Source organism: Ensifer sp. VA4 (genome assembly GCF_055710065.1).
The window spans coordinates 161,335-174,967 of sequence record NZ_JBVQPO010000006.1 but is presented as its reverse complement, the minus strand read 5'-3'; the positions used below and the strand labels follow the sequence as shown (position 1 = coordinate 174,967).

General features: G+C 64.2%; 9 protein-coding genes. 5 read left to right on the top strand and 4 right to left on the bottom strand.

What is annotated here, in order from left to right; all coding sequences use genetic code 11:
* The first annotated feature begins 165 nt into the window (after window positions 1–165).
* A complete protein-coding gene (locus AC0C6X_RS12225; protein ID WP_472953350.1) occupies window positions 166–1,839 on the top strand; it encodes a SulP family inorganic anion transporter in 1,674 nt (557 codons plus the stop codon).
* Window positions 1,840–1,883: 44 nt separating this feature from the next.
* Here the strand turns inward: AC0C6X_RS12225 and alaS are convergent, their stop codons facing one another.
* Window positions 1,884–4,547: an alanine--tRNA ligase gene (gene alaS, locus AC0C6X_RS12220; protein ID WP_472953349.1), complete on the bottom strand. Its 2,664-nt coding sequence runs from the start codon at window positions 4,545–4,547 to the stop codon at window positions 1,884–1,886.
* 228 nt (window positions 4,548–4,775) lie between these two features.
* Complete coding sequence (recA, locus tag AC0C6X_RS12215) at window positions 4,776–5,864, bottom strand: recombinase RecA (RefSeq protein WP_173516638.1); 1,089 nt, start codon at window positions 5,862–5,864, stop codon at window positions 4,776–4,778.
* Window positions 5,865–6,185: 321 nt separating this feature from the next.
* Here recA and AC0C6X_RS12210 point away from each other — a divergent pair, with 321 nt between their 5' ends.
* Complete coding sequence (locus AC0C6X_RS12210; RefSeq protein ID WP_173516639.1) at window positions 6,186–7,133, top strand: carbohydrate kinase family protein; 948 nt, start codon at window positions 6,186–6,188, stop codon at window positions 7,131–7,133.
* 31 nt (window positions 7,134–7,164) lie between these two features.
* Window positions 7,165–8,094 (top strand): pseudouridine-5'-phosphate glycosidase, encoded by a 930-nt coding sequence (locus AC0C6X_RS12205; RefSeq protein WP_173516640.1) that lies wholly within the window; start codon window positions 7,165–7,167, stop codon window positions 8,092–8,094.
* Window positions 8,095–8,220: 126 nt separating this feature from the next.
* On the opposite strand, the gene cckA is transcribed toward AC0C6X_RS12205, so the two are convergent.
* Window positions 8,221–10,845 (bottom strand): cell cycle histidine kinase CckA, encoded by a 2,625-nt coding sequence (gene cckA / locus AC0C6X_RS12200; RefSeq protein WP_472953347.1) that lies wholly within the window; start codon window positions 10,843–10,845, stop codon window positions 8,221–8,223.
* A 268-nt stretch (window positions 10,846–11,113) separates the two neighbouring features.
* Between cckA and AC0C6X_RS12195 the strand changes: the two genes are divergently transcribed.
* The gene (locus AC0C6X_RS12195) at window positions 11,114–12,100 is read left to right on the top strand and encodes a flagellar biosynthetic protein FliO (RefSeq protein WP_472953345.1); all 987 of its coding nucleotides are present in this window, start codon (window positions 11,114–11,116) and stop codon (window positions 12,098–12,100) included.
* A 129-nt stretch (window positions 12,101–12,229) separates the two neighbouring features.
* On the opposite strand, the gene dksA is transcribed toward AC0C6X_RS12195, so the two are convergent.
* Entirely contained in the window at window positions 12,230–12,649 is a 420-nt protein-coding gene (gene dksA, locus AC0C6X_RS12190; protein ID WP_043614592.1) for an RNA polymerase-binding protein DksA, read from the bottom strand.
* A gap of 415 nt (window positions 12,650–13,064) precedes the next feature.
* Between dksA and AC0C6X_RS12185 the strand changes: the two genes are divergently transcribed.
* Complete coding sequence (locus AC0C6X_RS12185) at window positions 13,065–13,583, top strand: SixA phosphatase family protein (RefSeq protein WP_173516643.1); 519 nt, start codon at window positions 13,065–13,067, stop codon at window positions 13,581–13,583.
* The last annotated feature ends 50 nt before the right edge of the window (window positions 13,584–13,633 follow it).

The following is a 13,633-nucleotide window of genomic DNA, read 5'->3' as shown; positions in this document are numbered from 1 at the left end:
CCCTGTCGAACCGCTCGCGTTTCGCTCGAAACCCTTCAAATCACAGATCGAATTGACAAATCCTGCGGACCTCTGCCGCGCCCGCTTGTACCGCATCGCGACTCAGATAGGCTGAGCATGCCCGCCACGTTCGATCCAGCCAACGCGGTGCCTCTGGAGAGTCCGATGCCCGATTCTCTTGTTCCGAAAACAATCAGCGTTCTTGCGGAAGGATATGGCTTTACCCGCTTGAAAGCAGACGCGCTCGCTGGTTTGACCGTCGCGATCGTCGCACTGCCACTCTCCATGGCGATCGCGATCGCCTCGGGGGTGACGCCCGACCGTGGACTCTATACCGCGATCGTCGGCGGCTTCCTCGTTTCGCTTCTCGGCGGCAGCCGGGTGCAGATCGGCGGTCCCGCCGGGGCCTTCATCGTGCTCGTTGCGGCAACCGGTGCCCGGCACGGCCTCGACGGCCTGCTGCTCGCGACCGCCATGTCCGGGATCATGCTGGTTGCGGCAGGCTATCTCCGGCTCGGGCAATACATCAAGTTCATACCCTACCCCGTCACGGTCGGCTTCACCGCCGGCATCGCCGTCATCATCTTCGCCAGCCAGTTGCGTGACCTTTTCGGCCTGACGCTCGGCGGCCCCGAGCCCGGTCCGATCGTCGACAAGGTCGCGGTGCTCGCCCACGCCGCCGGTACGCTCAACGGGGCGGCGGTGCTGACGGCGGGCCTGACCATCGGCATCATTCTCGGCCTGCGTCGGTTGAGACCGCATTGGCCCGGCATGCTGATTGCCGTGGCCGCGGCATCGGCCTTAGTCGCCCTCCTGCAACTCCCGGCGGAAACGATCGGCACGCGGTTCGGCGGCATTCCGCGCGGCCTGCCGCTTCCCGCCCTGCCGCCGCTTTCGCTCGAAAAGGCAATGGCGGTTTTTCCGGATGCGGTTTCGTTTGCTCTGCTCGGTGCGATCGAGTCGCTGCTGTCGGCCGTCGTTGCCGATGGCATGACCGGGCGCAGGCATCGTTCCAGCGTCGAGTTGATCGCCCAGGGCATCGCGAATATCGGTTCAGCACTCTTCGGCGGCATCTGCGTCACCGGCACGATCGCGCGGACGGCGACGAATGTCCGGGCCGGCGCCACCAGCCCGGTCTCCGGGATGCTGCATTCCGTCTTTCTGCTGCTCTTCATGCTCCTCGCGGCGCCGCTCGCGAGCTACATCCCGCTCGCCTCGCTTGCCGGCGTGCTCGCGATCGTTGCCTGGAACATGATCGAGAAGCCGGCTTTCATGGCGCTGCTGCGCTCCTCCTACGGCGATGCGGTCGTACTGCTCGCAACCTTCCTCATCGTCGTCTTCCGTGAGTTGACGGAGGGCATCGTCATCGGTTTCGCGCTGGGCGCGGTTCTCTTCATCGACCGCATGGCCAAGAGCATCTCCATCGGTGAAACCAAACCGCTGGCGCCCGGCAAGCCGGAGAACAGCGAGGAGGAACATCCCCTCATCGCCGACGATCCGGATACGGTGATCTATCGGATATCCGGCATTTTCTTCTTCGGCTCGGCCGCAACCGTCGGTACGGTCCTCGACCGCATCGCCGACCAGCGGCAGAATTTCGTCCTCGATTGCTCGGAAGTGCCTTTCATGGATTCGACCGCCGCCAACGTCATCGAGGGAACGCTGCGGAAAGCCGAGCGGACGGGGGTTCGATTCATCATCACGGGCGCCAGGTCACAGGTGCGCCGCACGCTCTACCAGCATGACGTCCGGCCTCCGCGGGTTTTGATGCGCGCCTCGGTCGAGGCGGCGCTCCAGACCATCCGGAGCGAAAAGGCCGCAAGCGAAAAGGCGGCATAAAAAAGGGCGCCCGCAGCGCCCTTTTCATTGTTCTCTACAGACGCTCAGCCCGCCAGCGCTACCGCGACGGCCTCGATGGCCTCCGCCGCGCGGCCGCCATCCGGACCGCCGGCCTGCGCCATGTCCGGGCGTCCGCCGCCGCCCTTGCCGCCGAGTGCGGCAGAGGCCACGCGAACCAGGTCGACGGCGCTGAGCTTCGAGGTCAGGTCGTCGGTGACGGCCACGACGGCGCTCGCCTTGCCGTCGCCGGAAACGCCGACGAAGGCAACGACGCCGGAGCCGAGGCTCTTCTTGCCATCGTCAGCAAGGCTCTTCAGGTCCTTGGGCTCGACGCCCGAGACGACCTTGCCGAGGAAGCGAACGCCGGCGATGTCGCGGGCCGCATCGGCAGAACCGGCCTCGCCGCCACCGCCGAGCGCCAGCTTCTTCTTCGCCTCGGTCAGCTCGCGTTCCAGCTTGCGGCGCTCGTCGAGCAGCGCCTCGACGCGGCCGAGCACGTCGGCCGGCTGAACCTTCAACGTGCTGGCAAGCGTCTTCACACGCTCGTCCTGCTCGTTGAGATAAGCGCGCGCAGCTTCGCCGGTCAGCGCCTCGATGCGGCGGACGCCGGCGCCGACGGCGCTTTCCGAGACGACGCGGACGAGGCCGATGTCACCGGTGGCCGACACGTGGGTGCCGCCGCAAAGTTCGACGGAGTAAGGCCGGTTGGCCTTGGAACCATGAATGCCGCGGCCCATCGAGACGACGCGGACCTCGTCGCCATACTTCTCGCCAAAGAGTGCCATGGCGCCCTCGGCGATCGCATCGTCGACGCTCATCAGGCGCGTGGTCACCGGCGTGTTCTGCACGATGATCTCGTTGGCCATGTCTTCCACGACCCTCAGCTCCTCGGCCGTCATCGGCTTCGGATGTGAAACGTCGAAGCGGAGCCGCTCCGGTGCCACCAGCGAGCCCTTCTGGGCGACATGGGTGCCGAGCACTTCGCGCAGCGCCTCGTGCAGCAGGTGGGTTGCCGAGTGGTTGGCGCGAAGACGGGTGCGGCGCGCATGGTCGACGTCGAGCTGGGCGGCATCGCCCGTCTTGATCGAACCTTCGGCGACGACCGCGTAGTGGACGAAGAGCCCCTCGCCGCGCTTCTGCGTATCCGTCACGGTGAGCTTGCCGCCTTCGGTGGTGATCGTACCGGTGTCGCCCATCTGGCCGCCCGATTCGCCGTAGAACGGCGTCTGGTTGAGCACCACCTGAACGGTGTCGCCCTTGGCCGCGGAAGCGACGACGGCGCCATCGCGCACGATCGCCTGGATCACGCCTTCGGCCGTCTCGGTGTCATAACCGAGGAAGTCGGTGGCACCATGCTTTTCCTTGAGCTCGAACCAGATCGTCTCGGTCGCTGCCTCGCCGGAGCCTGCCCAGTTGGCGCGGGCTTCGGCCTTCTGCCGTTCCATCGCTGCCGAAAAGGCATCGGTGTCGACGGTGATGCCCTTGGCGCGCAGCGCATCCTGGGTGAGGTCAAGCGGGAAGCCGTAGGTGTCGTAGAGCTTGAAAGCGGTCTCGCCGCTGAACTGGTCGCCTTCGGAAAGGTCGGCCGAGGCTTCCGACAGGAGGTTCAGGCCGCGCTCCAGGGTCTTGCGGAAACGGGTTTCCTCGAGCTTCAGCGTCTCGGAAATCAGCGCTTCGGCGCGCATCAGTTCCGGATAGGCGCGGCCCATCTGGCCGACGAGAGCCGGCAAGAGCTTCCACATCAACGGATCCTGCGCACCGAGCAGCTGGGCGTGGCGCATGGCGCGGCGCATGATGCGGCGCAGAACGTAGCCGCGGCCTTCGTTCGACGGCAGCACGCCGTCGGCGATCAGGAAGGCGGACGAACGCAGGTGGTCGGCGATCACGCGGTGGCTGGCGCGGCGGTCACCCTCCGCCTTGACGCCGGTCGCTTCTTCCGAAGCGGCAATCAGCGCACGGAACAAGTCAATGTCGTAGTTGTCGTGCTCGCCCTGCAGCACGGCCGCAAGACGCTCGAGGCCCATGCCGGTGTCGATCGAAGGACGCGGCAGGTTGACTCGCTCTTCCTTGGTGACCTGCTCGTACTGCATGAAGACGAGATTCCAGATCTCGATGAAGCGGTCGCCGTCTTCATTGGTCGAACCGGGCGGTCCGCCCCAGATCTGGTCGCCGTGGTCATAGAAGATTTCCGAGCACGGGCCGCAGGGGCCGGTATCGCCCATGGCCCAGAAATTGTCGCTGGTCGGAATGCGGATGATGCGGTCGTCGGAGAAGCCGGCGATTTTCTTCCAGAGGCCGAAGGCTTCGTCGTCGGTGTGGTAGACGGTGACCAGCAGGCGCTTGGCGTCGAGACCGTATTCCTTGGTGATCAGGTTCCAGGCAAGCTCGATCGCGCGCTCCTTGAAATAGTCGCCGAAGGAGAAGTTGCCGAGCATTTCGAAGAAGGTGTGATGGCGCGCGGTGTAGCCGACATTGTCGAGGTCGTTGTGCTTGCCGCCGGCGCGCACGCATTTCTGCGCGGTCACCGCCGTCGAATAGGGACGCTGCTCCAGCCCGGTGAAGACGTTCTTGAACTGCACCATGCCGGCATTGGTGAACATCAATGTCGGGTCGTTGCGCGGCACCAACGGGCTCGACGACACGACCTCATGACCGTTCCTGCGGAAATAGTCGAGAAAGGTCGACCGGATTTCATTCACGCCGCTCATCTTGCGTCCTATTCTTAGCACCAATTCCGGCCCGGCCGCGGCCATCGCCGCGCCATCAGCCGTTGTCCTTAAACCCCGCAGCCACCCTTGATGGCTGCGCCCTCCAACGCCCTCGGTCGCCGGAACCAAAGGCTTTTATCGTTCACGTACCATACTGTCCAGACGGCAGCAAAAACCGGCCGCCATGGGACGACCGGTTTCCAGGCAGCTTCCGTGGGCCGCAGCGGCTTACGCTTCGGGAGCCTCGTCGCCGTCGTCCGCTTCCGGGCCGCCGTTTTCGAGGAACCGATCGGCGATCAGGCCGGCGTTCTGGCGAAGCGCCATCTCGATCTCGCGGGCGAGATCCGGATTGTCGCGCAGGAACAGCTTGGCATTTTCACGGCCCTGGCCGAGGCGCTGGCTGTTGTAGGAGAACCAGGCGCCCGACTTCTCGACGATGCCGGCCTTGACGCCGAGGTCGACGAGTTCGCCGGTTTTCGATACGCCTTCACCATACATGATGTCGAATTCGACCTGCTTGAAGGGGGGCGCCATCTTGTTCTTGACGACCTTGACACGGGTCTGGTTGCCGACGACCTCTTCGCGCTCCTTGACCGAGCCGATGCGGCGGATGTCGAGGCGAACCGAAGCGTAGAACTTCAGCGCGTTGCCGCCGGTGGTGGTTTCCGGCGAACCGAACATAACGCCGATCTTCATGCGGATCTGGTTGATGAAGATGACCATGCAGTTCGACTTGGAGATCGAAGCGGTCAGCTTGCGCAGCGCCTGGCTCATCAGACGGGCCTGCATGCCCGGCAGGTTGTCGCCCATTTCGCCTTCGATTTCGGCGCGCGGCACGAGCGCTGCAACCGAGTCGACGACGAGAACGTCGATCGCGCCCGAGCGTACCAGCGTGTCGGTGATTTCCAGCGCCTGCTCACCGGTGTCCGGCTGCGAGATCAGGAGGTTTTCGAGATCGACGCCGAGCTTGCGGGCGTAAACCGGATCGAGCGCGTGTTCGGCGTCGACGAAGGCGCAGATGCCGCCCTTCTTCTGTGCTTCCGCGACGGTCTGCAACGCCAGCGTCGTCTTGCCCGAGCTTTCCGGGCCGTAGATTTCAATGATGCGGCCCTTCGGCAGGCCGCCGATGCCGAGCGCGATATCGAGGCTCAACGAACCCGTCGAGACGGTTTCGATCTCGATGATGCTGTCCTTCCCACCGAGCTTCATGATCGATCCCTTGCCGAACGACCGTTCGATCTGGGAAAGTGCCGCTTCAAGTGCCTTGCTTTTATCCACCGATTTGTCCTCTACGAGCCGCAAAGAGTTTTGTGCCATTTGGTCCACCTTTAGGTTATTGAAGCTACCGAGGCAATGAAGCCGCCGCAGGAGTTTTTGTACATGTTTTGTTCCGTATTTGCAACCGCAGGGCAACACATTGAAAAACAACCATTATCTTTGTTTCGTTCTTTTCATGTTCACGGATTGAAACCATAGGTTCTGAAATGCGCGCGCCACGCCTTCGAACCCGCCCGGCGAGGCTGAGCCGATTCGCCTGAGACGGAGACGTCGGGCGCATCCGGCCCTTGGAATTCGCGCCTCGGCCATTGCAGAAAGCCAACAGATTTTTCGGCCGATGGGCCAAGCAGAGGAATATTCATGACGGAAGCTGAAATCGCCGTCTTCGGCGGCGCGCACATCGACAGGCGCGGCCGCATATCGGGCGCGACCGCACCGGGCTCCAGCAATCCCGGCACCTGGTTCGAGGAGGCCGGCGGCGGCGGCTTCAACGCGGCCCGCAACCTCGCTCGCCTTGGCCACGGGGTGCGTATGATCAGCACCCGCGGCGGCGATGCCGCCGGCGAGATGGTGACGGCGGCGGCCGCCGCTGCCGGCGTCATCGACAGCCCCCTCACCTTTCTCGATCGCCAGACGCCGAGCTACACGGCAATCCTCGAAAACGACGGCAACCTGGTCATCGCGCTCGCGGACATGGAGCTCTACCGGCTGTTTTCGCCGCGGCAATTGCAGCGCCGCGCGTTCCGCGACGTCATCGCCGCCAGCAAGCTCGTGCTCACGGACGCCAACCTGCCGGAAGAAACGATCACGGCGCTCGCCCAGTCGGCCGCCGGCAACGGACGCCTCGTCGCCGGCATTGCCGTGTCGCCGGCCAAGGTCATCCGCTACCGGCCGTGCCTCCCGCATCTCTCGTTCCTGTTCATGAACGAAGCCGAGGCTCGGGCGCTGACCGGCAAGGATACGGCCGAGGCGGAGGAATGGCCGTCGTTGCTGAGAAACGCGGGTCTCAAGGGCGGTGTCGTGACGCGCGGCGGCCGCGCGGTCGTCGCTTTTGACGCCGATGGCGCCTGCGTCGCCGTTCCGCCGGCGCTCCCGGCACTTGCCGATGTCACCGGTGCAGGCGATGCGCTTGCCTCCGGCTTCCTTTCCGCACGCCTCGCCGGCCGCAATCTTGCCGAGTGCCTGCGGCACGGCATCGCAGCCGCCGGAATCACGTTGCGCTCTCCCTTGGCCGCATCCGAAGAGATGTCCGCGGCCAATCTCGAACAGGCGCTGGCCCTTGTGTCCGCGCCCCAAATGCTGTCATGACACTTGCCAGCAGAACTCCCAAGGAACGACCATGACCAAACCCGCTTCCCCCTCCCTGCCGATGGAATTTTCCGACGAGGTCGCCGCCGCCAAGGCGCGTGGCGCGCCGATCGTGGCGCTGGAATCGACCATCATCACCCATGGCATGCCCTATCCGGGCAATCTGAACATGGCCCGCAGCGTCGAAGCGATCATCCGCGAACAGGGTGCCGTGCCGGCAACGATCGCCGTCATCCATGGCGTGCTGCACATCGGCCTCGATGACGCCAAGCTCGAAGAACTGGCGAAGACGCAAGGGGCGATGAAGGTCTCGCGCGCCGACCTCGCCTTCGCGATCGCCGAACGCCGCACCGGCGCGACCACCGTCGCCGCGACGATGATTGCAGCCGCCCGCGCCGGCATCCGCGTCTTTGCGACCGGCGGCATCGGTGGCGTGCACCGCGGAGCCGAACTCTCGTTCGACATCTCCGCCGACCTCGATGAGCTCGCCCGCACCGCCGTCATCGTCGTCTGCGCCGGCGCCAAGGCGATCCTCGACATTCCGAAGACGCTCGAAGTGCTCGAAACCCGCGGCGTCCCCGTCGTCACCTATGACAGCGAAATCTTCCCGGCCTTCTGGTCGCGCGATTCCGGCCTCAAGAGCCCGCTGATGCTGAACAGCCCGGCGGCGATCGCAAACTTCCAGAACATGCGCGAACTGCTCGGTGTCGACGGCGGCATGCTGGTCGCCAATCCGGTCCCGGCGGAAAGCGAAATCCCGCGCGAGGAAATGGAAATCTACATCGCCCGCGCGCTCGACAATGCCGAGAGCGACGAGATCACCGGCAAGGCCGTCACGCCTTACCTGCTCGACAATCTCTTCCACATGACCGAAGGCCGCAGCCTCGAGACCAACATCGCGCTGGTCGAGAACAATGCGCGCCTCGCCGGCGAGATCGCGGTCGCGTTGAACGCCAAGTAATTCCCCTCCGCAAAGACGCGGATAAATTGAAAAGCCCGGCACGCAAGCGCCGGGCTTTTACATTGGCGATTAACGGCGGGAGCACCCATCGATCCGGACCGTCTCCCTTGGATCTGCGGCCCTAATTCAGGAGTCCAGCATCTCGCGCACCGCGACCGCAAGCTGCTTCAGCGAGAACGGCTTCGGCAGGAATCCGAACTTCGCATCCGCCGGCAGGTTGCGGGCAAAGGCGTCCTCGGCATAGCCGGAGACGAAGATGAACTTCAGGTCCGGATACTTCTTTCTGAGTTCGCTCAGAAGCGTCGGCCCATCCATCTCCGGCATCACCACGTCGGAAACGACGATGTCGACCGCACCGTTGAGCTCATCCATGATATCGAGAGCCTCGACGCCGGAGCCGGCCTCGTAGACCGTGTAGCCGCGCGTTTCCAGCATGCGCTTGCCGCCGCGGCGCACCGCCTCCTCGTCCTCGACGAGCAGGACGACGGCTGAATCGCCCGTGAGATCGGCCGGCTCCTCAGCTTTTGCCGTCGGTGTCGCAACCGCCTGCGCCGCCGGCGCTGGCGCGGCCTGCGCCGCTGCGGTCGCCGCCTCGGTCTCTCCGACCGCTGCCGGCGCCTCGACGTAGCGCGGCAGCAGGATGCGGAAGGTGGTGCCTTTGCCGACTTCCGATTCCGGATAGATGTAGCCGCCCGACTGCTTGACGATGCCATAGACCATCGACAGGCCGAGACCCGTGCCCTTGCCGACTTCCTTGGTGGTGAAGAACGGCTCGAAGATCTTGTCGAGAATCTCCGGCGGGATGCCGGTCCCCTGGTCGGCGACCTCGACCATCACGAAATCTTCGTCCGGCAACTCGCGTCGTCCGAACGCCGCAACCTCGGCGGCAGGCAGGTTGCGGGTGCGAAGCGTGATCGTGCCGCCCTCGGGCATTGCGTCGCGGGCATTGACCGCCAAGTTCAAAAGCACCTGTTCGAACTGGCCGAGATCGGTCCTGACCGGCCAGAGATCGCGGCCGTAGTCCACCTCGACCTTGACGTTGGTTCCAGTCATGCGGTCGACCAGCATGCGCAGGTCGCCGATGACGTCGGTCATGTTGAGCACCGTCGGCCGCATCGTCTGCTTGCGCGAGAAGGCGAGCAGCTGCCGCACGAGAACCGCGGCGCGGTTGGCATTGCGCTTGATCTCCATGAGATCGGCAAAGCTCGGATCTGCCGGACGGGCCGACAGAAGCAGGTGGTCGGACGAGAGCAGGATCGCCGTCAGCACGTTGTTGAAATCGTGCGCGATGCCGCCGGCGAGCGTGCCCACGGCGTTCATCTTCTGGGTCTGCGCCATCTGGTTCTCGAGCGCCTTCTGCTCGGTGATTTCAAGCGCATAGATGATCGCCGCTTCCTCCGGCGACTGATCGCTCTGGTCGATCACGGCATTGACGTAGAAGCGGAAGTGACGCTCTCCGTCCGTCGGGTGCAGCGCATCGATCGGCGCGATGTCGCCCTGCCGATCCTTCGCGGCTGCCAGCGCCTCGTGCAGGCGACCCTTCTCGTTCTCGTGCACCACGGCCTCGATCAGCGCTCCGCGCTCGACGTCGTCCTGCGAGACGAGGCCGGAGAAGAGCTTCAGGAACGGCGCATTGGTGCGCAGGATCCGGCCATTGCCGTCGACGGAGGCGATCGCCATCGGCGTGTTGTTGAAGAAGCGGGTGAAGCGCATGGCCGCGCTGGACGCCGATTGCTCGCTGTCCTCGCCGCCTTCGCGCGACATCACGATGGTGCGGCTTTCGCCAGGCGCGCCGTCGCGCGTCGAGGAGACGCGGTGGATCATGCGCACCGGCAGGCTCTGCCCGTTCATCTTGCGCAGATCGAGGTCGAGCATCTTCGTCTTCTTCAGGCCGGGCTCGGCCTGTACGGCCTGGACGAGCGTCAGCCCCTCGCCGGCCACCAGGTCGCCGATGCTGATCGAGCCCGGCTGGAACTTGGTCAGGTCGATACCGAGCCAATCGGCCAACGTGGCATTGATGTAGAAGATCTCGCCCTTGCGCCCGGCGGAGAAGAAGCCGGCCGGCGCGTGGTCGAGATAGTCGATCGCGTTCTGCAATTCCTTGAAGAAGCGCTCCTGATCGTCGCGCTCAGCGGTGATGTCGGCGATCTGCCAGAGATAGAGCGGATTGCGTGCGTTATCTTCGAGCGGCAGCACCCGCGCCTTCAAGCGGAACCAATGGGCACCGGAACCGCTGGAGGTGGTGGTCGCCAGCGGCTTCAGCAGGCGAAATTCCTCATGCCCCTGCTTGCCCTCGTGCAGACCGTTGGTCAGCCGGTAGATCGCCTCCGTCGCCTCGCGGTTGCGCGACAGGATGGTTTCGAGCGACTGGATGCCGGCTGCACTCTTGGCGCCTGTCAGAGCGCCGTAGGCGGCGTTGGCATAGATGATCCGGCCCTTGCGATCGGTGACGATGGTGCCGTCCTCATGCGCGTCGAGAAAAGCGCGCGCCAGTTCGTCCGGGCGCGACTGCGGCATGACCTCGATGAAACCGATGACGGAGGAGACGAGGAAGAAGATGCCGACCATGGCAAGAACGCCGAGGATGCCGAGAACGATCTCGTTGTCCATCTCGTTCTTGAAGATCACGAAGGCGATGGCCGATACGGTGAGGACGATCGCGAGCAGAACGATCCGCAGCACGGTGCCCGGCCTGACGCCACGGTCAACAACCGGCATCTGGTAGTCGCCTGACTGCCGCAATTTCGTCATCGGGTCCTCTTATGCGGCCGGCGCCGCGCGCGGGCGCGGCCCAGCCCTTCCGGCCGGCATCCGCAAGATCCGCCGGGCGAAATCGGCCATTCCCGACACGCCCTCGATCACTCGGACAAGAATCATCTTTAACAATCAGAGATAACAGCAAAAAGCACCTCGGCGGAAGCATTGCGGCCAATTCACAGGGAATGTCGGCGAAGTCCTTGTCCGAGCCCGAAAAAAGCCGTCAAATACTGGCACTCGAAAGGCAGAAGGAGTTCAGTCCATGATGGAAACGATCATCGCCGACAACGGCAGCCGGTTCGTCATCGCCGCCGCGGCCGTCGCGATCGGGCTTCTCTGCCTCGTGGTCGTCCTCTGGATCATGCGCAACCGCCCCTCCTCGCCCTTCATTCGCGGCGGCAAGAACCGCCAGCCCCGGCTTGCCGTGCTCGACGCCGCCGCCGTCGACACCCGCCGCCGTCTGGTCCTCGTGCGCCGCGACGATGTCGAACACCTGATCATGATCGGCGGTCCGACGGATATCGTCATCGAGAGCCGGATCGGGAGCGCCGAAGAGCGTGCGCCCATTGCAGAACGCAAAATTGCGGAGCCGAAGGGAGTGGAGAGTCGACCGGAAGCCAGGGAGCTTCCGCAGCAAACGGCACCTTCGCTTCAATCTGAACCTGTCGCTGCGGCCACGCCCGTGCAGCCCGTTGCCCGACCGCAGGAACAGCAACCGGCCACCCGTGTCGAGCCGGCCGCGCCGCCACGCGTCGTCGCCGAGCAGCGTCCGCTGGCGGCCCCCGGGTTGACAGCCGAACAGCGTCCGCTTGTCCGTCCGTCCGTGCAGCCGGCTCAGGAGAGCCCGGCCGCGGCGGCCGCTTCGGCACCCCAGGCAAACTTCGACGTATCCCTGGACAGGCCCATTGCAGCGGCCCAGCAGGTCCCGCCGCAGCCAATCCCGTCGCAGCCGGTGCAGGTGCAGCGCCCAGCCCCCTCCGTCCAACAGCCGCAGCCGGCGCCGACGGCCGGCCTCACGGACTTCGAGCGCCTGCTTGATGCGGAGATCAGCGGCGACCTTCAGCGCCTTGGCCAGGGCCCGGCTGCCGCCTCGGGCATGGTCGCCCCGGAGAGCCGCTCCCTGACGCCATCCGGCCGGCAGGAGCCGACGCTTGGCACGCCCGGTGCCGACGGCGGCCGCAGGGAACCGACCATCGAAGAAGAGATGAACCGCATGCTGGCCGATATCTCCGCCGGCCGGAAACCGTAGCTTTCGCTCTCAGGGGTGACGCCGTTCGACATCGCGCGAAAACGTCCGCCCCTGGCATGCTTTCGGACCAAAGAAAAAGGCGCGGTTTGACCCGCGCCTTTTTTCAGACAGTTCCGAAAGCCGGATATCTTATTCGTCCCGGTAGACCTTTTCCCGACGCTCGTGGCGCTCCTGCGCCTCGATCGACAGGGTTGCGATTGGGCGTGCATCCAGCCGCTTCAGGCCGATCGGCTCACCGGTTTCCTCGCAATAGCCATAGGTGCCTTCGTCGAGCCGTTGCAGCGCCGCATCGATCTTGGAGATCAGCTTGCGCTGGCGGTCACGGGCCCTGAGCTCAATTGCCCGATCTGTTTCGGAAGAAGCTCTGTCTGCGAGATCGGGATGATTGGCGCTCTCCTCCGCCAAGTGATCCAGTGTCTCGCGTGCCTCGCGAAGGATGTCGTTTTTCCAAGCATTCAACTTGGCCCGGAAATACGCCCGGTGATTGGCATTCATGAATTCCTCGTCCTCCGAGAGGACAAAGGTACTAAGATCGATCTTCTCACTCAACGCGATTCTCCTGAAGAACATCTCATTGCGGCGGTGTATAGACCTATGGAAGCCGTGATTCAAGCCTCGGAACAGACACTCAACGGTATTTTAATATTGCTCGCGATTCAGGCTAACTGACGAATATTTCATCAAAATTACACATTGGAACTTGATTTCCTGCTTGCGCGTACCGTTGCGTTCGGCAGACCTCGCTGAAAAGTGAGACTGATGTGTTTGCGTCATTGGATCGTCTGATCGCGACCGCGGCAAAGCGCAGCAGCGCGCCGATCCCCGGAAAAATGCGGCCGGCAGCTTGATCTTTGCGATCCCTGCGGGAAAAGGTGAAGGTCGGCCGGACGACGCGAAAGCTGCCCAGCCAACAACATTCGACCCCTGTCGTTACAAGCAGCAGGCAGCCACCGGAAACCGCTCGATGCAAGACAGCGCCCCAAAGGTCCTTCGCCTCTACCTTCTGCGGCACGCGCGCTCCGGCTGGGCTTTGCCCGGGCAACGGGACTTCGACCGGGCGCTGGACGATGTCGGCTACGTCGATGCGGAACGGCTCGCACAGATTGCCGCCGACCGGGGTATCCGCCCTGAACGCATCCTCTGCTCCACGGCCGTGCGCTGCCGGGAGACCGCCGAACCGTTCTTTCGCACCGTCAGCGAAAACCTCGATATCCGCTATATCGACGCGCTCTATTCGGGTCCGATGAGCGTCTATTTCGATCTCATCGACGCTCATCGGCATCTGAATTCCCTGATGCTCGTGGGGCACAATCCGATGATCGAGCAATTGCTTCACCGCCTGATCGGCGACGACGCCGCGCATGAGGCAATGCCCCATGGCTATCCGCCGGCGGGGCTCTCGATCCTCGATCTGCCGGCAGTCGCGCCGGAAGACGGCATTGAGACCGCGACACTGGTCTCGATCCTGCTACCGAACCAATAGAAGATTTGCCACGCCTCGTTGCGGGCGGGGAAATATTGCCTATATCGCGG